This is a genomic window from Streptomyces sp. MNU76 (assembly GCF_020982545.1).
Lineage (GTDB): Bacteria > Actinomycetota > Actinomycetes > Streptomycetales > Streptomycetaceae > Streptomyces.
Map to the genome: position 1 here is coordinate 93,416 of NZ_JAJKLK010000007.1, position 24,486 is coordinate 117,901.

The 24,486-nt window shown below is 67.4% G+C and carries 16 protein-coding genes and 1 pseudogene; 7 read left to right on the forward strand and 10 right to left on the reverse strand.

Features of this window, described 5'->3' with window-relative positions:
- The first annotated feature begins 60 nt into the window (after nucleotides 1-60).
- From E4N62_RS18400 to E4N62_RS18420, 4 genes and pseudogenes are all read left to right on the forward strand, one after another.
- Nucleotides 61-1,266, forward strand: coding sequence for a hypothetical protein (locus tag E4N62_RS18400; RefSeq protein WP_230215690.1), 1,206 nt, complete (start codon nucleotides 61-63; stop codon nucleotides 1,264-1,266).
- A 141-nt stretch (nucleotides 1,267-1,407) separates the two neighbouring features.
- A pseudogene (locus E4N62_RS48745) lies at nucleotides 1,408-2,247 on the forward strand (transposase family protein).
- A 328-nt stretch (nucleotides 2,248-2,575) separates the two neighbouring features.
- The gene (locus tag E4N62_RS18415) at nucleotides 2,576-3,067 is read left to right on the forward strand and encodes a hypothetical protein (RefSeq protein ID WP_230215696.1); all 492 of its coding nucleotides are present in this window, start codon (nucleotides 2,576-2,578) and stop codon (nucleotides 3,065-3,067) included.
- Entirely contained in the window at nucleotides 3,068-3,514 is a 447-nt protein-coding gene (locus E4N62_RS18420; RefSeq protein WP_230215698.1) for a hypothetical protein, read from the forward strand.
- Between the two features lie 2,309 nt (nucleotides 3,515-5,823).
- On the opposite strand, the gene E4N62_RS18425 is transcribed toward E4N62_RS18420, so the two are convergent.
- From E4N62_RS18425 to E4N62_RS18445, 5 genes are all read right to left on the reverse strand, one after another.
- A complete protein-coding gene (locus E4N62_RS18425; RefSeq protein ID WP_230215700.1) occupies nucleotides 5,824-6,525 on the reverse strand; it encodes a hypothetical protein in 702 nt (233 codons plus the stop codon).
- 298 nt (nucleotides 6,526-6,823) lie between these two features.
- Nucleotides 6,824-9,865 carry a type I-U CRISPR-associated helicase/endonuclease Cas3 gene (cas3u, locus tag E4N62_RS18430; protein ID WP_230215702.1) on the reverse strand — a complete coding sequence of 1,014 codons (3,042 nt, stop codon included), beginning with the start codon at nucleotides 9,863-9,865 and terminating at the stop codon, nucleotides 6,824-6,826.
- Entirely contained in the window at nucleotides 9,862-11,325 is a 1,464-nt protein-coding gene (gene csb2, locus E4N62_RS18435) for a type I-U CRISPR-associated protein Csb2 (RefSeq protein ID WP_230215704.1), read from the reverse strand. The genes cas3u and csb2 overlap by 4 nt, the downstream gene beginning before the upstream one ends.
- A 16-nt stretch (nucleotides 11,326-11,341) precedes the next feature.
- A complete protein-coding gene (gene cas7u, locus E4N62_RS18440; protein WP_230215706.1) occupies nucleotides 11,342-12,532 on the reverse strand; it encodes a type I-U CRISPR-associated RAMP protein Csb1/Cas7u in 1,191 nt (396 codons plus the stop codon).
- A gap of 524 nt (nucleotides 12,533-13,056) precedes the next feature.
- Nucleotides 13,057-13,638, reverse strand: a complete 582-nt coding sequence (locus E4N62_RS18445; protein ID WP_230215708.1) for a hypothetical protein — start codon at nucleotides 13,636-13,638, stop codon at nucleotides 13,057-13,059.
- Nucleotides 13,639-14,119: 481 nt separating this feature from the next.
- Here E4N62_RS18445 and E4N62_RS18450 point away from each other — a divergent pair, with 481 nt between their 5' ends.
- Entirely contained in the window at nucleotides 14,120-15,559 is a 1,440-nt protein-coding gene (locus tag E4N62_RS18450) for a DNA phosphorothioation-associated putative methyltransferase (protein ID WP_230215710.1), read from the forward strand.
- An 84-nt stretch (nucleotides 15,560-15,643) separates the two neighbouring features.
- On the forward strand, nucleotides 15,644-16,492 hold the full coding sequence (locus tag E4N62_RS18455) for a hypothetical protein (protein ID WP_230215712.1): 849 nt from the start codon (nucleotides 15,644-15,646) through the stop codon (nucleotides 16,490-16,492).
- Between the two features lie 98 nt (nucleotides 16,493-16,590).
- On the opposite strand, the gene E4N62_RS18460 is transcribed toward E4N62_RS18455, so the two are convergent.
- From E4N62_RS18460 to E4N62_RS18480, 5 genes are all read right to left on the reverse strand, one after another.
- A complete protein-coding gene (locus tag E4N62_RS18460) occupies nucleotides 16,591-17,532 on the reverse strand; it encodes a phosphoadenosine phosphosulfate reductase (RefSeq protein WP_374117014.1) in 942 nt (313 codons plus the stop codon).
- A gap of 106 nt (nucleotides 17,533-17,638) precedes the next feature.
- Nucleotides 17,639-18,295: a helix-turn-helix domain-containing protein gene (locus E4N62_RS18465; RefSeq protein WP_230215715.1), complete on the reverse strand. Its 657-nt coding sequence runs from the start codon at nucleotides 18,293-18,295 to the stop codon at nucleotides 17,639-17,641.
- Nucleotides 18,296-18,462: 167 nt separating this feature from the next.
- The gene (locus E4N62_RS18470; protein WP_230215717.1) at nucleotides 18,463-19,374 is read right to left on the reverse strand and encodes a phospholipase D family protein; all 912 of its coding nucleotides are present in this window, start codon (nucleotides 19,372-19,374) and stop codon (nucleotides 18,463-18,465) included.
- Complete coding sequence (locus E4N62_RS18475; protein WP_230215719.1) at nucleotides 19,374-21,239, reverse strand: ATP-binding protein; 1,866 nt, start codon at nucleotides 21,237-21,239, stop codon at nucleotides 19,374-19,376. Before E4N62_RS18475 ends, E4N62_RS18470 begins: the two co-directional genes overlap by 1 nt.
- Nucleotides 21,236-22,867 carry a DEAD/DEAH box helicase gene (locus E4N62_RS18480; RefSeq protein WP_230215721.1) on the reverse strand — a complete coding sequence of 544 codons (1,632 nt, stop codon included), beginning with the start codon at nucleotides 22,865-22,867 and terminating at the stop codon, nucleotides 21,236-21,238. The genes E4N62_RS18475 and E4N62_RS18480 overlap by 4 nt, the downstream gene beginning before the upstream one ends.
- A gap of 428 nt (nucleotides 22,868-23,295) precedes the next feature.
- On the opposite strand from E4N62_RS18480, the gene E4N62_RS18485 reads away from it, so the two are divergent.
- Nucleotides 23,296-24,465 (forward strand): cysteine desulfurase family protein, encoded by a 1,170-nt coding sequence (locus E4N62_RS18485; RefSeq protein WP_230215723.1) that lies wholly within the window; start codon nucleotides 23,296-23,298, stop codon nucleotides 24,463-24,465.
- The last annotated feature ends 21 nt before the right edge of the window (nucleotides 24,466-24,486 follow it).

Sequence of the window (24,486 nt, forward strand, 5' to 3'; positions counted from 1 at the left end):
GCAGGCTTTTGCCACATGTATCCACCCCGCCGCCTTGCCGCCATCTCAGCGCGTCTCTGCGTGGTTGCCCTGCTGCTCACGGCTGCGGGGTGCGGCACGGACTCCGATCCGGCCGGCTCCGGCACCGGCACCACTGGCTCCGCCGCCACGGTGGAATCCGGCGGCCAGGGCGCCCCGCCGAAGGCCGCTGCGGGCTCCCTCACTTGGGAGTTCGAGTACATCGCGGACTTCAGCGGAAAGCTCGCCGATGTTGCCGTCCTGGCCGAGGACGACATCTGGGCGGTCGGGACCGAGAACAACGGCACGGCCAACGCCCACCTGCTCCACTACGACGGTACGCAGTGGAAGCGCGAGCCCCTTCCCGAAGCTCTCGGCACCACCGACTACCCGCCACTGTTCGAAGAAGTCGGCGAGAAAGCACTGTGGCTGCGGCCGCAGACCTCCGCACAGCGCACCGGCGTGAACCCCTGGGCACAGTGGGACGGCACCCGCTGGTCCGCGGTGCCGAACCCCCCGCCAGGCAAAGTCAGGGACTTCGAGGCCGCGGGCCCGGACGACATCTGGGCCCTCGACGGCGAGCGGACCGCCCAGCACTGGGACGGCACGTCCTGGACCACGACCCGGCTGCCGTACGACGCCTCCGACCTCGCCGTGGCGGGACCGGACGACGTCTGGGCGGTCGGCAGCCGCTCGACCGGGCCGGGCACCGAGCTGGGCCACGGCGAGCGGTACAGCCAGCCCGCCTCGATGCACTGGGACGGCACGTCCTGGACGTCGGTGGAGACTCCACAGGCCCGCTTCGAGGAGCCGATCCCGCCGGAGCCCGGCGCCAGCCTCGGCCAGGTCTTCGCGCTCGACAGCGGTGAGGTGCGCGCGTACGGCATGAACACCTTCAACCACGGCGAGGTCGAGGACGAACCCGCGGACGAGTACATCCGGCTGCGCTGGGACGGCTCGAAGTGGGTCGAGCAGCCGCCCGCGCCCGGCGGGTGCACTCTGCGGATCCCGGTGGGTCAGGACGACGAGGGCCTGTTCCTCAGCGGCAACTGGTACCTGACCGACGACGGCCGGTGTGTGAAGATCAAGCGCCACCGCCTGCCGCTGTCGACCGGTGCCCGCAAGGGGTCGAACCAGTCGCTGTGGCTGGAGGAGATCCACCGAGTGCCCGGCACCGACGACTGGCTGGGGGCCGGACACGTCCAGGTCAACCAGTCCGGCGATCCCTTCGGCGCCCCCGTCGTCGTACGCCTGAAGCGCGGCGGCTGACCTTCTCGGCCGGCAACCGGCCGATACGCGCCGCCACCGGCACGGCCACGAAGGCCGGCGCCCCTGCACGCCCGTAGCCGTGTCGGTGGAGCACGCCGTACCGGCGTAACTGGAGAGCCCCCGGCGGCAGTTGAGTTTGGTGTGAAGAAAAACAACCCTCACGCCGAGGGCCCCGACGGCCTTGTCTGCGCCGCCCGCCTGCCGTTGTCGAGCGCGACCTTGAACTGGCTCGCTGACCTGATACGCGGCCATCTGAAGAAGATCGGCTCGCGGTGGCGGGCGCTGCCCGCCGGGAAGATCGCCGGCATCGTGCTGGCGGTCCTGCGCTGTGACCAGCGGCCCGGCGATCTGGCCGGCGGCAACGGCATCCACCGCACCACCGTCACCCGGTGAGTGCGGGAAGTCGTGGGCCTGCTGGCCACCCGCGCCCCGCGCCTGGACCGGGCGCTGAAGAAGATCGTCCGAACGGGTGGCGGAGTCGTACTGCTGGACGGCTCCCTGATCCGCACCCGACACCGCTCCGGCACGGCGAACCGGAAGAGTTACTCCGGCAAGCACAAATGCCACGGCCTGCTCGTGATCGCACTCACCGACGACAAGGGCCGGCTGCTCTGGGTCTCCGCCGCACGTCCCGGACGTACCTCGGAGATCACCGCCTCCCGTCACGACAAGCTCACCGCCCACCTGAGGGCGGCCGGCCTTGCTGCGATCGCCGACCTGGGCTTCATCGGCCTCGACGACAGCGGCCCGGACACCGACCCGGCGGTGATCACTGGCTACAAGGCCGCTCGGAACCGACCCCTGACCCGAGGTCAGAAGCTGTCCACCAAGGCGCTGGCCGCGGTCCGCGCCCCGGTCGAGCACGGCTTCGCCCACCTGAAGAACTGGAGGGTCCTGGGCAAGGTCCGCACCGACCCGAAGTGGGCGACCACGCTGGTCAGGGCCCTGCTGGTCCTGACGAACCGTGAAATCGCCCGCTGACCGGTGATCTACACCGAAGTCATCCGCCCGCGACCAGCACGAGCCTCCCAAGCCTCACGCACACCAGACCCATGACCAGCAACTTCACGATGCACACTGCTCACTGTAATTTACCGGCACCATATCGCGCCCCCACGCGCCTACACCCAGCTCTCCCACGACATCATCCAGCACCCCCTCCTCTCCTCGGACGCCGTCCGCCTCCTCACCTGGCAACTCTCCCTCCCCCCAGGGAGCGCGCGAACCCCTCTCCCGTACCGCCGAACGCGCCAGCACCGGCGCCTGCGCCTTCACCCGCGCCAAACGGCAACTCAAGGACGAGGGCTTCGTGCACGAGCGGCGCTTCCAAGGCCCCGGCGGACATTGGGGCACCCAACAGCTCGTCTCCAGCGTCCCGTTGAGCGCCGCCGAGGCCGGCGCGTCCGTCTCCTTCACGCGCGTGGTTTTTCCGGCAGGCGCCGACCTATCTCTTGGTGTCCACTTCGCTCGACCCCCGTACCGCCACGAGGAGTTCACCGCCATGACCACCGCGTTCGGGAACCCGTCGCCGCTTCCGGCCGGCCCCACACCGCTCACCGACACGAGCGGCCTGCCGACCCCGGAGTCCGCCTTCGCCCGGCCCGAGGTCACTCAGCCGACCATCGTCCAGCCGCCGGGAATCAGCGGCTATCTTCCCCCCGACATCCTGCTGCCGATCGTCTTCGCGATTCTCGTCATCATCGTGGCGAGCCGCACCCGTACGGGATGCCAGACCTGCTCGGGCAGGGCTCGGATCGCCTGGCTAACCGGCACGGTGACGGCGTATCCGACGGAGAAGTAGGTGAGCATCGGCCTCGCCGAGAGAATGGGCTCGGCCTACGAGCGACGGCTACGGGTCTGCTCGGGACCGCAGGACCCGCGCGAGGTCGGCGTCGCCGCGCATGACGACCGCGACCTTGCGGTCAATGTCCCCCTGCTCGTGTTGCTCGCCACAGGGGCAGATACTCCACCCGTCCGTTTCGACGCACCCGGCCACCAGTTCAACGAGCCCAACCAACTCGTCGAGGAGCCCGACGGGAATCTCCACGCCTACAGCCGGTTCCGCAGGGAGGTAGGGAAGGGCAAGTTGAAGCCCGCCGTGGAAGCTCTCGGTTTCAGGACCACGCCGACTCTGTCGCCGGTGGGACAGGGCCCCGCGCGTTCGTGTCAAACGAGGAGCAGGTTGAACGCGCGATTGTCGAGATGCCACAACAGTCGTTCCCCCGTGTACCTTCAGTTGCGGGGCTGATCGGGAGCCGGTCTGCACGCTTGGCCACCAAATGGCCACCACGCCGGCCCCAACAGACCGAGGCGGATGGACAGCGAGGGGAAAAAGGCCAGCTCACAGCCTTACAGAACGGAATCACCACTGGCCGTCAACCTCAGACCTACGCATTGCGATGCGTAGACCACGAGTGTCCGTTTAGCCTGAATTCCAAGGTCAGCAAAAAGAAGAAACCCCAGGTCAAAGGCCTGACCTGGGGTTCACCATGGAGCCGCCTTCGGGATTCGAACCCGAGACCTACGCATTACGAGCACACTAGCGCTCATGACGCGCGGTGTTGCTGCGTGCCGCCAAGTCTTGTTTTGCCTGATCAGAGCACATGCAGTGTGCTGATGTGTGATGCCCTGTCTATGTCGTCCAAAGGCGTCCGCGCTCCCCTTGCGCTCCCCTGCCGTTCGCCTGGTCCCGTCCCAGCACGAGCAGAGCCTGGCTACCCTTGTCGATACTCGATAAGGGTAGCGGTCCACTCTGCCCGCAACGCTAACGCATCTGGGGTCGCTCACCCGTTGCCGAGAGACAGCCTTCCCGGTAGCCGAAGCGGCTGGTTGTACGGAGCGTACTCCTTGCGACGAGCCGCGCCTGTCAGATCCGAAGCCGTTCGATGCCCGTCGTGATGCTGCGGCCAGAGACCGCAGGGGTACCCCACATCGTCACGAGACCACAGAGGCAGCCATTCCTGCTCGCCCGGGGTACAGAGCTCTTCGGGGCCGTAGTGGTGCTGCGGCGCTGGCCGCAGAGACAGATCCGCTTGGGCCGCTGTTCGAGGCCCTGGAATCAATGCCGTGGTGGTGCTGCGGCGGGTCGCCGCAGAGACAGACGGCGCCGATCACGGTGTAGAGGATGAGCGGGGTGCCGTAGTGATGCTGCAGCGGGTCGCCGCAGAGGCAGCACCTTCTTGAGGGCCTGCCGCTTCGGCATGACGCGGCCGTAGTGGTGCTGCGGCGGGTCGCCGCAGAGGCAGCGTGAGCTTCCTCAACCCCTACATCGTGCTGACGACGCCGTAGTGGTGCTGCGGCGGGTCGCCGCAGAAGCAGAGGCGTCCAGCGCGGTCAGCTCGTCGATCCATGCCCACCCGTAGTGGTGCTGCGGCAGGTCGCCGCAGAAGCAGCCCGGCCGAGCCAGGGCCAGTCCCCCCGTTCCGCAATCCCGTAGTGGTGCTGTGGCCAGAGACCACAGAGGCAGCCATTCCTGTTCCCCCGGCGTACAGAACTCTTCGGGGCCGTAACGATACTGCGGCGAACGACCGCAGAGGCAGCGGCTTTCTCGGCATGCTCCCGTGCTCTTCGTGCAGCCGTAGTGGTGCTGCGGCCCGAAACGGCAGAAGCAGCTTGTACCGGTGAGCCGTCGGCGAGAGACAGAGTAGTCGCCGTAGTAGTGCTGCGGTTGGAGACCGCAGAGGCGAAAGACTGGGCTGGTCGGTACGCCAGTCTGTCTGTGGCCGTAGTGGTGCTGCGGCCACCGACCGCAGAGGCAGAACACCGCGCTGGGCAGCTCCTCCCCGGGCTTGATGCCGTAGTCGTGCTGCGGCCGACGGCCGCAGAGACAGTACGCGTACATGCCCACGGGTCAGCTGCTGCTGGAGGGGCCGTGGTGGTGCTGCGGCGCTGGCCGCAGAGACAGATCCGCTTGGGCCACTGTTCGAGGCCCTGGAAAGAATGCCGTGGTGGTGCCGCGGCAGGTCGCCACAGAGGCAGGCGAGACCGTCACCTCCCACTCATGACGCGGTCCTGATCCCGTAGTGGTGCCGCAGCGGATCGCCACAGAGGCAGCGGGTTCCCGCCCCTGCTGATGGTCCTGAACAACAACCCGTAGTGATGTTGCGACTGCTGGCCGCAGTGACAGAAGGAGTCCGACTCCGCGATGGCTGGTACCGCCGGCCCGTGGTGGTGCTGCGGCCGGAGACCGCAGAGGCAGCGGAGGAGGCCCCTGTGCCCTGCTGATGACGAGCAAGCCGTAGTGGTGCTGCGGCGGGTCGCCGCAGAGGCAGTCGCGATGACCGTGGGCCTGGTGGGCGCCGGATACATCCCGTAGTGGTGCTGCGGCGGGTCGCCACAGAGCAGGGGGACACCATCGTCGGCGCGTGGATGCTCAACGACCCGTAGTAGTGCTGCGGCAGGTCGCCGCAGAGGCAGACCGTCTTCCTGCTGGTACTGCGTAGCACAACCATGGTGAGTCCGATCCCGGGAGAACAATGGGGGATTAGCGGGCTTCTTGCTTCGGCGCGGCGTGGGGATTCCGTATGTACTCGGGGTTCCGATCTCGCTGGGATGCGGTTAGGGGTACGTGAGTTGTCCTGGTTGGAGGGGCCCGTAGGAGTTGGCCAAGCGGCTTCGGGGGGCAGCGTAGATGCCGGCGACGCCGAGGTTGGTCAGTTTGGCGGCGTCGCGGGTTCGATTCCGGATGAGGGGGTGTTCGAGGAGGGTGGTGATCGCGGTTGGGGTCAGGGGGTGGTGCCAGATGGGCCAGGTGAGGGCGGGGCCGTCAGGGCCTCGTTCCCAGCCGGTGGCCTGAGGGCGTTTGGTGTCGCCGGTCAGGCGGAAAGCGGCGAAACCATGGAGGGCGAGCCAGGTGGCTCCGGGGACGCCTTGTTGGGAGGGTTTGCCGTTGCTGACGATGTGGGCGTCGCCGGTGGAGTGGTAGTCGAGGTTGGCGCCGGTGTATCCGTCGATGCGTGTCCAGGCGGTGAGTGCGGCCTGGAGGTGGGTGGGGTCGCGGCGGCAGTGGTCGGCGGCTTTGGCCCAGTTGTTGGCCAGGGTCATCTGCCCCGAGGGGGCGAACAGGGGGGTAGTGGTGGTGTACCACGTCGCCTCCTCCGGCTTCGGCGGGGTAGGCGTCGCCTTGTTCCGTTTGTCCTTGGCTGGGGAGATACAGAGCTGGTTGACCAGGGCGGTGAACCAGCGGGCTGTGGGGTCACCGGTCTCGCGTTCGGCGTGGGTGTGGGTGCGCAGCCGTTGGAGGGCGAGGTCGATCGGCATGCGCAGGGCTTCGTTGGGGCGCCGGGGGCCGTGTGGCGGGGAGGCTGAGGATCCCGGGGACGAGCTTGAGGGGCTCTTTGGCGGGTCCTGCGGAGCTGGTCGTGGAGGATGCCGGCGAGGTCGTGGTGGGTGAGGGGCGGATGGGTGTGGAGGACGGCGGGTGCGGCCGGGCCGCGCCAGGACAGTCTTGGTGGCTGTTGGAGGGCGGGGGTGGTGAGTTCGAGGACGCCCAGCGCGGCGAGGAAGCCGAGAGGGCTGTTGCTGAGCAGGGCGGGGAGTTCGAGTTCGTGCACGGGTGTCAACTGCCTTCTTCGGAGCAGGTCATGTCGGCGAGGCGGACCAGGGCTTCGAGCAGGGCCAGTCCCCAGGGACCGTAGCGACGGTTGAGATGGGCGAAGCGCTCTGGGCCGTCCCAGTCCACGCCCATTGCCGTGCTGTTGAGGGTGACCGGTTGGCCGTCGGGCATGACGCAGGTCACCTCGACCGGGTCGGTATCGATGACCGAGGGGAGCAAGGGGCGGGAGTATCCGTGGTGAGCGGCGACCAGGTGGGTGATGAGGTCCGGGTCGAGGCCGGCGGTCTGCTCGGGGTGCGTGCCGAGCCACTGTTTGACCGCGGCGGCGCTGAGGGCTTCGTGCCGCAGCCCGGGATCCCAGCGGGCCAGGCGGGATGCGCGGCGTCTGGCCTGCAAGTCGGCGGGGTCCATACCGGACTTGGCCTGGGGTTCGGAGAGAGATTCGGCTAGCAGTCGGTCGCCGGCACACAGCATGATCTGGAAGCGGGGGTGACTTTTCGCGCAGTCATGGGCGTGTGCTCCAGTGTCGACTGCGTTGGTGAGAGTGGCGGGCAGGTCGAGGCGGGCGGCGTAGGTGGCGGCGCGGGCGGCGACGGCTTTGCTGTGCTGGGCGAGGGAGACCTGGCGGGTCAGGGAGCTGGCGTCGGCGTCCTCGTCGCCGATCCCTGCCGTGCGCTCCATGCGCCTGTCGTCCAGGTGGTGTGGGGTGAGCAGGAGGCGGGCGGGGTCGTCGGGTTCGATGACCACGTGCCCGGTCTGTGCGGACCGGGCGGTTGCCGCGAGATCCCATTTCGGGATCAGACGTAGTTGGAGGAGGCGTTCGCGGACCAGGCCGGTGAACCGTCCCGGGGATGCTGTCTGCTTCGGTGTTTCGGGGAGGTAGCCGATCAGGTGGTCCAGCAGATGGTGGATGACCTCGGTGGGCGGTTGTTCTTCTTCGTCTGCTTCCAGTTTCGTGATCGCCGTGTTGATTGCCCGCGTCAATGCTTCGCGGAGCGGTTCGTCCAGGTCGGCGAGGTTGGCCAGAAGACCGGCGTCGATACGGGTCGCAGTCAGGGCCGGGTGTGGGGGAAAGTCGCCGAGGTCGGGGACCGCAGGGCCGGTGGTGCCGGTCCAGCCGTAGGCGTCGTGACCGGCGTAGGTGCTGGGCATGACGATGGTGCTGCCGGGCCGGATGTCGTTCGGGCCGGTGACCGGCACCCACGCTGCTTCCGGGCCGTCCCAGCGCAGGGCCGGTGCCATGTCTGCTGGCCGCCGTGACGGCTTGGGTTCGGGTTCGGCGGGTTCTGCTTCGCCTTCCAGATCGCTGAGCACGTCGGCGGCGGTGGGCTGGGTGAGGAAGCGGCGTAACTGCCGGGCAGGGATGGCGACGGTCTCGACCGGGTGGGGCGGGGTTTGCACGAGCCGGGCCGTCCACCGTTCCCAGTCCGGGCGGCTGGCGGCATCGGTGGGTAGGTCAGCCCGCCACAGGAGCTGGACGTCCTCCGGTGAGGTGTCCAGGCCGTGCAGAAAGGGTGCGGTGGGCTGGTCGGGGATCGGGGTGGGTTCGGTGCGGGCCCAGGAGTCCAGCAGCGTGCGGTGCACGACCGGGATGCGCGGCGCCGCGACGTTCAGCGACTCGGTGTCGGTGCCGTTCAGGAGAGTGGGCAGCGTCGTGGGGTTCACCAGCAGTCCCGCTGCCAGTGCCTCCTGCAGCTCGGCCGACGTGATGTCAGCTTTGTCGAGCACGAACGTGTGGGTGGTGAGCCAGTTCCAGGTGTGGGCGGCTGCCGCACCGTAGACGGGGATCTCCGCCGGGTTCTCGGGCGCGTGCGCGCGGACCACGATCGCGGGAGCGAGTTCGTACTCGCCCTTGCGATCGAGCCGCCCGAGGCGCTGGATCATCGACGCGGCTGAGGACGCTTCCGTGATCATTCCGGCCACCGAGACGTCGAGGCCGACCTCGACCGTCTGGGTCGCCACGACGACCAACGGCCGCGCCCGGTCCTGCCTCACGCCGTTGAGGAGTTCGGTGAAGTGCGCGCTGCGCAACAGGAGTTCCCGGTCGGCGCTGCGGGAGCGGCCGATCAGCAGCAGGGTGTCCACATCGCCCCGCGCGGCGAGGAGCTTGTGGGCAGTACGGGCTGCGACGATGGTGTTGGCGATCACGCCGATCACCGGCCGCCTCACCACCGGTAGCAGGGCGTCGACTGCAAGGTCGGCAGCCCGGGCGAAGCCCGCCGTACCGTTCTTCGCTGAAGTGCTGGCATCCAGCAGGGTCACGTACCGCCGGGCGTTCAGGCGGGGCCCGGCAACCGGGTGCCCCCGGTCTCGGTCGCTGATCCCCAGCCGAGGGCGGTCGGGGCCGGTGGTGGCGGTGGCCGACAGGCTAACGACCTTCACCGCCCGTCCGGCCAGGGCTGGGTCGGTTGCGGTGGCCTGGTAGGCGGCGCAGTCCGCAGCCGTGGTCAGCAGCGGTAGGGCGATGTGGGCTTCGTCCAGGGCGAGGAGGGCGTCGATGCCGCACAGCGCGGCGTCGATCGGCCGCATCCGGGGGCTGGTGTGATAGCCGCGGAACAGCAGGCGACTGCCGTACTGGTCCACCGTCGCGGTCACCACCGCCGGCTGGGCCGGGGAGCGCAGCCAGCGCGAAGCCCAGTCCACGCCGCCGCGCATCCGCACCACTTCCAGCGGCTCCTCCTCCCCGCCCAGGCGCCGCAGGGCGGCGGCCACCCGGCCGAGGAGTGTTCCCGCTGTCGCGTCCTGGAGTTTTTTCCGGAGGTGCTGGGCGTGTTGGTGGGCCTGGTCAACGACCAGGCGTCGGTCGACGACGAAGAACAGCCGCAACGGCACCGTCCGCGCCACTTTGTGATCGGCCTGCCAGGCCAGCAGGAACGCCCAGATGTCCACCAGGCTCGTCTTCCCCAGCCCGGTGGGGACGTCCAGGTCCGGCCACGGCGCGCCACCGGCGACGGCGTGAAGGTAGTCGGTCTGCCAGGGGAACGGACCGTATCCGAACACGTCGTGGACGAAGTCGGGGAAGTCGTCGAGGTCGAGTTTCTTCACCGCGTCTCCCCCGCCGTCGGGTCGGTGGGCAAGCACAGGCCCAGACCGAAGTTCTTCTTGCTGCCCAGCACCACCGGTCCGGCCAGCGGCTGGTCGAAGTACAGCCGGACATGGCGGCCCGGCAGCGGCCGTTCACCGTCCTTACGGCGCAGCGCGGACGGTGGCAAGTCCCGGGCGCCGGGCAACAACGCGCCTCGGCGCATCACCTGGATGTGGGCTGGCTCTGGGAGGCCGGCCATGCGGCAGCTCTTGGCCACCGACACCTCGATCTCGCGGCCGTTGCGCTTGGGGAAGTGGTCCAGCACCATCGGCAGCGCCGTCGCCCACCCCCGCGACCTCCGGGTCCAGGTCTCCGGCCGCACCGACTGCAACGGCTTCACGGCGGGCGCGGCGGCACCGACATAGGTCAGCGGGACGGGCCTTCCCCGGGTGGGGACGGAGAGTTTCCGCAAGCCACCTCCGGCGCGGAGCAGCACTGCGAGCACGGCGCGGCGGTGGGCGGGGTCTAGGTCGTGCGGGAGGGCAACGCCGACGCCACGGAGTTGCCCGTCGGCATGTTCGTGGCCAACGAACGGAAGCCCCAGGTACGCGCACGTACGGCCGGTGAAATCCGGCGTCTTGTGGCCGTGGACGGCCACCATGGGATCCACATCGTGCCCCGCCTGCTCCAACAACTCCAGCAGCTTGACGCGCAGGGACCCGGTGACCGCCATGGTCAGGCCGGGATCGAGGGCCAGCCCGGTGGGGAAAGCGAAGGCCATCAGGTCGGCGAACGGTCCCGGCACCGCCTCTTCGTCCATCGGATCCGGCCAGCCGGTGACCGCGTACCGGTGGGAGCGGGCCTGCTGCCAGGCTGGCTGGCCCTGCCCAAACGCCGCACGCAGCCGCTCCAGATACCCCGGATACGGCACCCGCAGCGCCTCCATGCCCGCTGCCAGGACATCATCGGCCAGCGGCGCCCACACCAGCCATTCCTCGTCCCCGTCTGTGTCGCCGGTGGCGGGGGTGACGGCGGCGTGGACGATTGCGTGGCCGCTGGCCCGGCCGATATAGGGCACGGCCTTCGCCAGCACCTCCAGAACGGCTCGTACCCCGATCGGCGGTTCGGCCTCCCAGATGAACTCCACTTCCGGCTGTGCCAGGGTGCGCTGCGGCCAGGACTTCGGCTTCCCCCCGTTGGTGCGCCCGGGCAGCACCGCATGCCCCGGCTTGGGGGTGGGGGCGTTGGTCGGCACCCATGCAGTGCGCGCTGTGTCGGCCTCGGCGGTCCGCGCCGGCACCCGGACCTTCGGCGGGGGTTGCTGCTCCAGCCACCGCAGCGCCGCGTCCTGTACCGGGTCTTCCGGGTCGGCCACGGACACCAGTCCGCAGAAGATCCGGGCCGGATGCGGCGGCCACTCCGCCCGCCCCCGGTCCAGTGTCGATGCCTGATACGACGGCTCCAGTAAGTGCACTGTCACGCTGAACGGCATCGTGCTACTCGCCTTCCGCCTCGCCGATCCCGGCCACGACGTACGACTTGGCGATCGCCTGCTGCAGGCTCGCGTTGGGGTGCACCACGAACGGCTCGTCCGGCCACTCCAGCCCGGCCTTGCGCGCCCGGTCCACCGCGATCTCGAACAGCGCGACGGCATCCTGCGGTGTGGCCACCTCCAGGGGCTCGACCGCCGGACACCCGTCCTTCCCGCGCAGCACCCACTCCCGCCGCTCCGAGACCAGCACCAGGTCGCAGCCCGACCGCAGCCGGATCGCCGGAGCCGCGAACGCCAGCCGGTCCCCCAGCAACGCGATCGCCGCTACCAACGCCCGCCCCGCCGCCGCGAACTCCTCACTAACGTCACCGAACCGCAAAGCAGCCAGCTGGGCCATGCTCAGCGTCGCGTTCCGCTGCACGGCCTTCACCGACACCCCGCCCAGGCCCTCGGACGGCGGGATCATGCCGTGCCCGAGTTCGGACAGCTTGGCCTTGCCCGCGCCCTTGGCCGGCTTGCCGCCCTCCATCGGCGCCCAGCCCGCCTCGGTCACCTCGACGGTCTCGCCCGGCAGGTTGAGCTGGTCGAAGCGGCCCGCCGCCCGCACCCCGACCAGCGGCGACACTCCGATCATCTCCGAGGTGTAGGCGCGGGGGATCTTGACCTGGATCCGCCGCTTGCGGTGCGAGTCCCACACCCCGTACGCCAGATCACTCGGCACCGACCGCAGGTACGCACCGAAGTCCAGCGCGCTCGCCGCCCGCAGCTCCGCCCCCGGCCCGGTGGCGTCGAACGGCTGACCGTCCGAGTGGACGGCGTCGCGGAAGTACGCGTCCCGCGAGCGGTGTGGCGCCTCCAAGCTCGTCACCCGCACCGGCACCCCCTCGGCCTCGGTCACCAGCGCCAGGTGCGGGATGAAGACCTCGCCCCGGCCGATCGCCCCCAGCAGGGCCGTCTCGCACCGGTTGGCCTGCGACTGCCGCTGGTCCAGCAGCACCACCTCCACCTGCTCGCCGTCCACGTACCGCGGCTCGGTGAGGTACCCGGCCGCGTTGGTGGCAGCGAGCTTCACCGTCGGCGGAAACACCGGCGTCCCCCCACCGCCCACCGGTTCATATTCCGCCGCCACCCGCACCGCGCCATCCGCTGAGCGCAGGCTCGCCGCCGCTAACAGCCGCTCGTACAGATCCTTCACGCTGGCCTCCAGCCCTCGCACGTCAAGACGCCCAGATCCAACCAGCCACCACTGACAATCGCCCTGAACAGCACATCTCCGACGAGCAGACCCCGAACACGACCCCCGCTCACCATCACACGGGATTCGCCGGGGTCGACGTCGCTCGGTACGGCTTGACGCGTGGGACACAGCTGTTTGGCCCAGGAGAAGGACCGCGAGCGATTGGCCTCGATCTTGCCTCGGTCCCCCGAGCTGCGAGGTCGTGAAGGCGCCCTCCGCACTGCGTACGCCCGCTCAGGTTGGCCGCTGTGAAGTGGACGCGAGAACATGTTCGTAGACTCCGCCCGCAGGAGCAGTCGTCCAGGCCAATGGGCATGATCGTGAACTGGGGCAGGTCCATGATCGACCCGATGGTGTCCCACCGAGTGTCCACCGAGTGGTGTAGCGGGGATCTTGGGATAGCGGCTGCTCATGGAGCGGCCATCGCGCAGCCTCCCTGGTGGACGGACGGCCACCTCATGGTGATGCGGCCCCGGTTCGTCTCAAGGCGCTGTGGCAGGGGGCTCGGTCGTCCCGCCTGCGATCCAGGAGTTACGGCTTCGCCCCATCCAGCTCCACGGTTCCTGCAGGTGGTGCTGTGCCACGGTCACGTAATGATGCAGGCAGCGGTCGATCTCAGCCGCGCCCACCGAGGGGTCGTCCAGGGAGTCGTCGATCGCCTGCATCAGGAAGTGCGCCTGCGCCGTAACATTGGCGGGGCCCTCCAGCCGCAGGACCTGGTACGTCCGCTGCGCCTCAGCGAGGAGCGCCTCGTCCAGAGCACCTCGATCACGCTTGCGATCTTCGACGAGCGCCTGGGCGGCTTGCAGGAAGGCCACGTATACCTCGCGCTTGGCCTCGAGCTGCTGCGCCCTGGTCTGCGCTTCCAGGGTCTGCTGCACCGTCTTCAAGACGGCCTCGGCCTGCTGCTCTCCAGCGTGCCGTGCTGCAGCAGCTTGCTCCTCACCGGCCAGTTGTGCTGCAGCCGCTTGACGAAGTCCGGCACTACGCGTGAGCCAGCCGGTTACAACGCTGCCAGCAATCGCTGATCCTGCCGCGATCAGTGCTACCCCCCAGTCGCTCATGACGACATCCTCTCGCGTGCGGGCGGTACTCGAACACGCGGGATAGCCGGCGGGGAGACGTCCCCCACGTGCTAGAGCGCACTCCCCGGCCACAGCGGAGATCATCTACCCGCCATTGCACCACTACAAGGGACATGACCATCGCCCGGGACCGTATGTGTAGAGCAAGGACAACGGACGCCCTGAACCGACTTTGGCCCGGTTGCGCTTGGTTGCGTTCTCCGCTTCCTTTCCGCCCAGCGGGTCGACCGCGGTCCCAGCGTCGTAGACAGCGTGTCGGCTCCGCGAGGACCCGGGCCCAGCGCTGCGGGCACGGGTCCACCGCATGCGGCCGACTTCATGTCCGGCCCAACGCCTGCAATGAACGTCCACCTAGACAACCGCCCGCCTCAGGCGTCACGGCAAGCCTTCTAATGCGGCTGCAGCGTAAGGTTCGGTGCTGCCGTATGTAGATGCGCCGGTCGAATCCCAGGAAGCGTTCATGACAGAGCAGCTCTGGAGTAGCCAACGCCACCGGACGGCCATCGGCCGTGTCGGGTTGTCCGTCCCCGCGCGTCAAGCCGTGGTCGATCTTCAACTGGAGCCTGGTATGCAGGTCCTGGACTACGGTTGCGGCCGAGGTGGCGACCTACGCGCACTTCAGACGATCGGCCTCGACATCTCCGGATGGGACCCGGTCCACCATCCCGACGGTGAGCTCAAGCCCGCAGAAATCGTGCTCCTCACCTACGTTCTTAACGTCATCGAAGATCCGGCCGAGCGACGACAAACCCTCCTGGATGCCTGGAACAACACGAAGTCGACACTCGTCGTGTCGGCGAGGCTCCGCTGGGAGCGGAACCAAATCAAGGGCACTGAGTACGGCGATGGCATCCTGACCAGTCGCAATACGTTCCAACACTTGTTCGCGGCGAGTGAGCTTCGGGACTACGTCCAGGAGACGACCGGGGTCCGCTGTCTCTCGGCTGCTCCGGGGATCGTCTACGCGTTCAAGAGTGACGAAGCGCGGCTCGGCTATCTTGCCCGCCAGATCACCCCGGAAGCCGGGTGGCTTGCTTCCCAGGACACCGCTTCGGCCATCGCCGCCGTCGTCGACCACCTCGAACAGCGGGGTCGGCTACCGAGCATCGAAGAAATGCCGCATCCGGTCATCGGCCTCCTCGGCCACCTACGGACAGGCGAGCTCAAGCGACTCACCGAGCAGTCCGCCGACCCGCTGAAGGTCGAGGAGAGTGCAAAGCGCACCATCCTCGACACCCTACTCTTCCTCGCTGTTGAACTCTTCCATGGCCGCGGCCCTGCCAGCAGCCTTCCGCTTCCCGTCCAGCTGGATATCCGGGCTTTCTTCTCCTCCTACGCAGAAGCATGCAAACGCGCGGACCGGCTTCTGTTCAAGCTCCGCGACGACGCGTACGTGCGGCGTGCCATGACCGGGTCGGCTGCGGGCAAGTACACGGCCACGGCGCTGTATGTGCACCGCCGGGCCGTCCACCGGATCCCCACCGTGCTCCGCCTGTACGAGCAGTGCGCCAGCATTGCCGCCGGCCGCCCCGCAGAATGGTCCGTCGTGAAGCTTCGCCACCAGGGGCGCGGAGCCAGCTGGCTGGACTACCCCTCGTTCGATACCGATCCCCATCCTCGTCTGGCCTCGTCGTACAGCGTTGACCTGCAGACCCTGAAGTCGTCCTTTCTGTCCTACGCGGATTCGGCCAACCGTCCTCTGCTGCACCGCAAGCATGAGTTCCTCGCGCCGGACGACCCCGACGTGCCGAAGTACCAGCGTCTCACTAACGCCGAGGTTCGAGCCGGCCTCTACGAGGAACCACACCTCATCGGCAACGAAGAGGGGTGGGAGCGAGCACTTGTCCGTTGCGGCCGGACCCTGCGGGGACACCGGCTGGTGCGACGTCCTGACAGCTGAGGTCCTGGTCTCGCTGAGAGTTCAAGTTGCGAACTACCCTCGTCCCAGGCCGGGTTGTCAGACCTGCATGAGACGCTCCCGTGCATGGCATCCACACAGATCCCGGGCCCTTGCCTGCCCCCCTACCGCGCTCAGCCAGACATGGCGCTCCTTGATCCTCAAGAACACTCCTCCGAGCTCGCAGACTGGGTGGAACGGATCCCTACTGCGTCCGAGCCGGTGGAACGTGAGGCGTGGGACAACGTCTACGCCTGGCTTCGCCTGGCGAGCGGCCTCCGTACAGTCACGTTCGACATGGCGTACGAAGACGGCGGCATGTGCTCGGCGGGCGATGACTTCGACTACGTCTGGTCGAACATGATGGGCGAGTGGCAGTTGCATCAGGTACGCCTCGGCTACACGCGGGCGGCGCTGGAAGCTCTCGTACGAGTTCTCCGTCCGGATCTTCCCACGCCCGGCCCGGCTATTGAAGCTGCGGAGCTGCGCCTCGCGCAGGCTGGTCAGGAGCTCCCGTTGCATGCGCGCGAGGCGGCCCGGCACTTCCTCGGCCACGCCATGGGGAGCACCGAATCCGCTGCCTCACTCTCCGTTGCCGTCGCCCAGGCCATCGGCGTACACGAGCTGGCAGCTCACGGGTTCACTCGTATTCCTCAGCCGACACACGACGACGATATGCAGTCGTTCCCCGCTGGCCACGACGAGATCTGCACAAGCAAGGAAGCAACTTCCATTCTTCTCCTGGCTATTCAGGCGCTGCTCGCCTGGGCCGTGGAGGAGCAGTACATCGTGGCGCCGAACGAGGACAAGTTCCTGTACGAGGGGATGTGGGTTCCCGACGCCGCAGGAGGACGCCGGTGGGTGGATCAGGAAATTGCCTACGGTGACTACCTCGCGGTGCTGCAACTGGATCACGGAGATCCGCCGGATCTGTAGCTGACACGCGGTGGGCGCCGCTCCCCAAATGGCGCTGTGGAAGGGCGGGGCCTGCCAGTCCCCGCCCTTCCACAGCGCCGGGCTCTCCCTCTTGCGAGTCAGGTCATGCACCAGCCGGAGTCGCAGCTTCCGTCGCCGGTGTCATCGGGGCCGCGCACCATGCCGGGGTCCGTGATGGCCTCGGCGAGTGGACGGCCGTACCGGGTGAGGTAGACGGGATCCCGTCCGAGCGCCGTGCGGCGCTCGTTGATCGTTTTCTCCAGTTGCACCGACCTGATGAACAGCTCTGGTTCGTCCCGCCGCTGCTGCCGCCATGCTCCGACGGTACGAAAGGGGCAGAAAAAGCAGGAACTCTTGGGCGGGACGGGCAGTCCCGCCTCCTCGATGATGCGCTCACAGTCGGTTCGGCGAAGCCGGAGATCGAGGAGGGGGTACTCGATCCGTTCGTGGGGTTCGCACCGCCGACGGTTGGCCCGGTGGATCTCGTCGAGGGATATACCGATCCCCACGGTGGCAGGCTCAGCGGCCGTGGCTCCGTGCTCACGAAGCCATCGGCCTACGACCCTGATTTTGAAGTCAGCAGTACAGGAGCGGCGCCCCGGAGCCCCGTTGGCCATCCGGACCGGGATCGGGATGGATCGGGTGTCCGGCCTGTTCAGCCTCTGCATGAGGGTCTCAGAGGTTCCATCGCGGCGCACACGCTTCAGCTGCTGGAGGTCAATCCCGGCGCGGACGGCGTACGGGACGGCAACCTCACGGATGTAGGCCAAGGTCGCCGGATGCTCGCTGTCGTCGCCGACATTCGCGAAGAGGAAGGTCGGATAGTCGATCTCACGGTGGGCGGCGAGGACCAGGAGGGCGGTCGATTGCACTCCTCCGCCGTAAGAGATGACCTTCATGCGGTCACCGTGCGGATTAGGAACGGGCGGATGCCTGAGTGCTGCATTCCGTCGGCACTGGCGTCTGGCATTCGAGAACTCCGAGGGTACGAGACAAGATCGAACAAGAGAGAGTCTATGGATGACATAGAGGGTAATCAACTGTTCCTCTCAAGCGTGGGTGCAAAAACCTCCGCTCTGTCCAGGGATCACCGTTGCCACTCACCCGTGCCGCAACTGCAGCCTTGTCCTGCAGGCGCCGTCGGAGTCAGTGCGCCTCGCGCTTGGGCCGGATCACCACCGCATGGCCTGCAGCCAGCACCGCCGCCAGGAACTCCGCGGCGGCCTGGCTTTCGGCATTCGCGAAAGTCCGGGCTGAAGGAAGGCTGGCCTTCTGCTCTCTCGGGGGTGACGGTGCAGTCCTGCGCCCGCGTGGCTTTTGCGGGGCGTGGTCGCCTGCGCGGAGCAGTTCGACCTCGTGCGGCAGTACGGCACGGCCGCGCGCTTCCGCATCGGCCAGGACGGTCTCTAGGAGCCACAGTGGGGATCTCGACAGGACGAGATCAGCGTCCGCGATCTGACGTCGGTTGCGCCAGCGGGAGATCGCTTGTTCATCCACACCAAGGAGTCGGGCTACTTCCTTGATCCCGACGATCGGCGGCAGGTGGTCTGCGCTTTCAAGATCGAATCCGTTTGGGACACCAGCCTTGTACGCCGCCAACCGCTGCGGTGTTGCTTCGCGTCCAGCAGCGCCGCTGAGCTGAAGCACCGTCGTCAACAGCCAGTAGGGGTTCCCGGACGCTACCAAGTCGGGTGGAGCCAGCGTCCCGTCGGTCTTCCACGCCTGGGAGGTCTGACGCTGCACGCCGTACAGAGCTGCGATCTCCGCGTGGCCGAGCAGATACGGGATCCGTACCGCCGCCATGCCACTACCTCTTCGATCATCGTGCAACTGAAGGGACCCTCGGCATAGCGCGGGACTGGCCAACGATATCGCTCCGCCTTCCCTTACCGGAGCAACACCGCGATGCGCCGGGGTCCGCGCCTCAGCCGGTCGTGACGAGATGTTGCTCCGCAAGGCGAGGGCACGCCTCAGGTGATTTCTCTGCCCTGTCGGATCTCCCATGGGCCAACTGGCACCAGATGCACCTCGTCGAAGTAGTTCAGCCACTGCGCGATGGTCTCCACGGCGCGTTGGGCCTGCTCCTCCGTACAGGCGCCGCTGGCGGCCAGTTCTCTTTTCGCGTCGTCCAAGTTCAAGGTGCCCACCTCGAACAGCCGTCGGATCTCCGGCACGGATCGGAGGCCGGCGAGGACGGCTTCGCCGAACGCTTGCTCGGAGAGGCCGGGAGGAACGTCGAGATGTACGAGGTCGCGGAGGACTCCGGCGAGAACGTCGGTGCCAATGTTGCGGTACCGCCCGCTGTACACGCGGTAGAGCCGTTCCGGGTTGCGTGTTTCCGGCAGCCAGCGACCACGGGTGGGGCCCTGTCCAGCGACCAAGACCTGGGGCGCGTCTTCGTCAGCCCTCAGCAGGTCTGCTTGCTCACGGATCTGCCGCGCGAGATCTGCGGACGCTGGCACGGAGGTGGCCCCAATGGCATCAAGTACCCGCCGCACCTCCGGGTGCGCCGCATCGGCTTCCAGAAGTAACTCGATGTTGGCGTCTGGCACTCGGCCCGTAGCCCTGCCCGTGAGGTTGGCCGATCCAACGAGGCAGCGGTCGTCCGCCAGGTACACCTTGGCGTGGAGGTTGTGGCACAACAGGATGCGAGGGCGTCCGTCGGCCTGGGCGATCTCGGCGATCTCTGGGTCCGAGACGCCGGCCGCGACCTCGGCCACGGACCACCGCGTGACGCACTGGATCTCTTCAACGCGGCGCGGAATGGCAGCCAATGCCGCCCGGAACACCTCCTTCTTGATGAAGGGAGCGACCAGGACGACACGCTCGGACGCGCCTGTAAGCAGCTGCTCGATCTGCTGCCAGATGTGATCGTTCGCCACTACTCGTCCTCGTCGTCCTCATCGTCGGCTCCGAGGAACTCGCTGGCGATCCGGCCCCAGTCCTGCCTCATCTGCTTTGCCCGTGCGCGAGGCCTCTCGGGCTGTTCATCCTCGAACCTCGCCCAGGAGAGCAGCAGGAGCTTGAAGGCAGAGGCGGCGCCCACGAGCCGATCGATGAGTTCTTCCCGGCTCACGCCGTCGAAGTCCTTGTCCAGGACGGCGATCAGGTCGCTGTACACGGGGTGGTCCATGTTGAGGGCAACCTGGAGCAGGCCGGGGATGAACTCGACGTTGAAGAAGGCCGGCGAGTCAGGATTGCGGCTGGTCAGGAGGCGAGTGTGCTTGCCCTGAGAGATGGTCTCTTCGATAATCCGCTGCGCGTCGGCGGGGCTGTACTTGTGGGTTTCGACCAGGCTCTCGAGTTGCTGCTGCTGGCTCACCTCGGGGCTGACCTGCTCCGCCAGGGTGTCTGTGAGGCTCGGTTTGGTCTCCGCGCGGCGCCGCTTGACCGCTTCCTCCGCCTTGTTTTCCACCTGCTCGTGCCGCTTCCGGCTGGTCCCCGTACCGCGCGTCTGGTCTTCCAAGTCGGCACGTAGCCTACCGAGCAGCTTCTCGCGGATGTGATAAACGATCTCGATGAGGGGAAGACGAGCGTCACCCTCTTCACGGAGCGCCTCGCGGAACTCCTCCCACGACAACCCTGCTGCCTCTTCACGCCAGTTGAAGTGGGCAAGCGCCGAGAAGATCGTCGCGGACTGCTTGTTGTTGGTGACGCCGAAGACCTCGTCGAGAGCGGGTGGGAAGTCGATCTCCACTCCCCACCATCGCTCCACCGGGTTGTACGAATTCGTCCATCCTGTGTCGAGGTCAAGTTCACGGTCAGCGCGGATCAAGGAAATGCCGAGGTTCTTGGCTGCGTGCTTGCCCCAAGGAGTGTCGCCGGGCTTGAGGCTGGGCGACACGTCGTCGGGCCATTCCTCGCCCTCGATGTCGTGGCGTCGGGCAGCGTCCACGGAAATTGAGGAGCGCACGAGTACGGGGTACTCCTTGCCGTCGACACCCTCGACCATGAAACGCTGGACACCGATCTCGCCGGTGTTGCCACCGCCGACGGGTCGGAACATCGGTTTGGTGTCGAACGGTGCGGGCGTCGAGCTTGGGGCAGTCAGGTAGAGCGGGTCGTTCGGCCGGGTGTCGCGCACGCCGGGCAGTTCTGCCCAGCCGCGCACGGGAACCAGCTTGATCCGGGTCCCTTGAGTGATCTTGCGTCGGTAGATGCGTCCGATGAGGTTCTCGGTGTTGGCCAAAGTGGCCTCGGCGCCGCGCCACTGGACGCGTTCCAACTGTGTCCACTGAACGAGGGTTCCGGTCGGGCCGAGCCCCTCGGTGAGCGCCTGCCATTCGTCGGGGAGCCCGTCGAGTTTGGGCTCAGGGACCTCTTCCAACCCCCGCCGGAGCTCGGCGAGATCGAGGTAAGTGTGCAGCGCGTTGTCGGGGCCGTTGGTCCAGGACCAGACATCAACACGGTCGCACTGGGAGATGCTGGAGTTGGGCAGGCCGACGCCGAACCGCCCTATGCCCTTGCGGTGCTGTCGGGTTCCGGCGCCGAAGCGCAGGGACTGCCGCAGCGTCTCCGGGTCCATGCCGCTGCCGTTGTCCAGCACAGCGATCTTCTCCACCCGGTGGCGGGCACGCTGGGACGGACGGTCTATCGACTCGACCACGAAGAGTTCCACGAGCTCGGCAGTGGCCTCGATGCCGTTGTCGATCAGTTCCGCGATGGCGTGTGCCGTCGACTTGTACCCGCTGTCCTGCAGGGCTTTGACCGTCAGATCGGACGTGACGATCGAATACTTGGATGTCATCGAGCCTTCCATACGTCTTCCCAGTTGGTGAATGCCTCTGCTACGTCTCCGAAGCCCGGGAGCGCAGGGTCGACGACGGTTACGACGTCGCAGTTAGGGGTGCCGCCGGCTTTGGGGCCGCGGATGACACGGCCGACCATCTGGCTGTAGAGGACCAGAGAACGGGTAGGCCGGGCGATGACCGCAGCGCTCGCAGCGGGGGCATCGAAGCCGGTGGTAAGGACACCGTAGTTGGACAGGACCATGGGCCGGGCGCTCGGCCCCTTGAACTTCTTGATGGCGCGGTCACGGTGGCGCGTTGACGATTCGGCGGTGACCTGGTCGGCATCGATCCCGAACATCGACAGAATCGCGACGATCAGGCGGCTGTGCTCGACCGAGGCGGCAAACAGCAGAATCCGCCGATGCTGCTGGCTGAGGTCGAGCACGGTGCGAACAACCTGCAGATTCCACTGCACGTTCTCGGCGAGCCGCGCGATCAACACATCCGGGATATCGAAGGACGCCGCGAGGGCCTGCTTGTCCCGGGAACTGAGCTGCATGCCAGAGTCGGCGGCTACAGTGCGGAACTCCGGCCGGGCGAGGTATCCCTGTTCGATGAGGGCGGTGACGGGGTTGTCGTAGCCGTCGATCTCCAGCATCACCTTCTGACGCGCGAAGAAGTCCGAGAGCCTCTCATCTTCGGAGATGTCCGACCACGTCCGGCCCGGCGTAGCCGTCAAACCCAACAGACTGGAATCACTACGGAGAGTGAGCGCATCGACCGCTCTGCGATATGTAGGCGCGATGGCCTGATGCGCCTCGTCGAAGACCGTGAGTGTGGTGCGCAGGGCGAGACGGTCGAGGAATGTCGGGTCGCCCTTCGCCGCGGCCGTTGCCTTGTCGAGGCCGAGCACGACGATGCCGTCCGTGATGCTGTCGATATCGGCAGGGGCATCGCCCCACATGCGCAGGACAGTGACCTCGCGGTTGCCGAGAGCGCTCCAAGCGCGCTCGAATTCCAACGCGGCCTGCTCCAGGAGTTCCCGGCCCCGAGCCAGCCAGACCACAACGCTCGGCTCGCTCTGCCGCAGGTGATCGCAGATCAGATTCATGCCGGTGCGGGTCTTCCCGACACCGGTCGGAAGGTGGAGTACCGCCCTCCGTTCCCCGGAGTACAGCAGACGGCGCACCTTACCGGCCGCGCGCCGCTGATGTGGGAACAGTGCGTAGTCCGGCACGCTGAGACTGCGGAACGACGCGGGGGGCTCGGGGGCCCGGTCGACAACAAGGCCGAGGAATCCGAGAAAGGTCCGACGCTGATCAGCGGTCCAGGGCAGCGCGAAAAGAAAGGCGTCAGGTTGGTCGGAATCCTCGCGCCCGAGCCGATCGGCGAGCTCGGCCTGTTTCCTCTCGGGCAGCAGACCCAGGAGCAGCGCCCGCTCGTCGGCGTCACCGATCAGCCGCTCCGCGGAGACGGCGGAGGCCGCAACTCTGCGGAGGACTACCTCGGTCTCTTCTCCCACGTGCAGCAGCTCAAGCAGCTCGCAGGCGTGGTCGCCGAGGAGACGCCGCACATAGGCGAGGGGTGCGGTACTGAGGATGCTTTGAAAAGGGATGCCCGGAGACTCGATCACCGTGGTCTCCACCCCACCCGCAGGGCACGAACGCCGTCCGCCCTATCGACTCGCAACCCCAGCCCCCTTTGCTCGTCCATGCACACCACATGGCACATCCGCGCCGCAGCACGCGATCAAACCCTAGACCCAGCCGCTGACAACCGGGAGTCGAGAGGCGTGATCCGCCGCACCGGCCTGCGACCGGAGTCTTCCGTACACAGCTGAACTCCCATGGCACGCCGGGCATTTTGGCTGCCAGGCAGCACTCAGCCGCACTGGGAACATGTGTTCCAAATGGTGAGGTCACGATACGGATTCCGGGGTGCACAAAACCGCGCCTGCGCCACATCCCAACCACGGCACGGTTAGGATCACGGTGTACTACTGGTGGAAGATGCCGTACCGGGCGCGGATCACCACCAGTTCAGCGAGCAGAACCGATGTAAGCGGGGTGGAGCGTGACGGATCAGTCACTCGGCTCAGATCTGGCCTATCTCGATTACAATGCCACAGCCCCCATCCGCCCCGAGGCTGAGCAGGCTGTGCTCGCAGCCATACGTACGGTGGGCAACGCCTCAAGTACTCACCGTTCAGGCCGCGATGCTGCGCAGCGGGTCGACACGGCCCGCCGTCAAGTCGCTGAGCTGCTGAACTGCACGCCGGGGGAAATCGTCTTCACGTCCGGCGCGACAGAGGCGAACAACCTTGCCCTACGTGCGGCGTTCAGCGCCGGCGGGGCCCTTGTCACAAGCACCGTCGAGCATCCTGCGGTGCTGGAGACAGCTAAGAACCTCACGGGCGAGACACACGACACGCTCCGGCTGGTACCGGTGAACGAGGACGGCCTGGTGGATCTGGACGCGCTCCATGACGCTCTGACCGGAGGTGGTGTGGCGGTCGTCTCCCTGATGGCCGCCAACAACGAGACCGGCGTCCTGACTGCCCTCGCCCCAATCACGGAGGCAGCGCACGCGGCCGGAGCCCTCGTTCATACCGACGCGACGCAGATGGCTGGTCGGTTGCCGATCGATCTTGCGGAGACCGATGTCGATCTGCTGTCCCTCTCGGCTCACAAGTTCGGCGGTCCGCAGGGGGTGGGGGCACTGTTCGTACGGCGCGGAGTCCCGCTTCCGTACCGCCCACTGATCTTCGGCGGAGGGCAGGAGCGTGGCTGGCGGGCCGGGACCTTGAACGTTGCTGGCATCGCGGGCGCCGGGGCAGCGGCAGAGGCCGCGCTCCACGGTATGGCCGACGAGGGCGTTCGAGTTGCGCGCCTGCGTGACTCGCTGGAGAGCGCCCTCGTTGAGCAGATCAGCGATTGCCGGATCAATGGTGCGCTGGGGCTGCGGCTTCCGGGGGTAACGAGTGTCACCTTCCGTGAGGCGCCTGCCGACGCCGTGCTCGCTGCGATGCCCGATGTCGCGGCCTCGGAGGGAAGTGCGTGCGCTTCCGGTGCGCCGAGCCCTAGCCACGTGCTTCTCGGGATGGGGCGCAGCCGGGATGAAGCTGACTCCACGGTGCGTTTCTCCCTCGGCTATGCCAGCACCCACCGTGACGTCATTCAGGCCGTTTCCTCTACGGTCCGAGCCGTCCGGCGGGTGCGGGCAGCCATGTCGACCCCTGTTTGATCCACGCCCGAGCTTTGAACT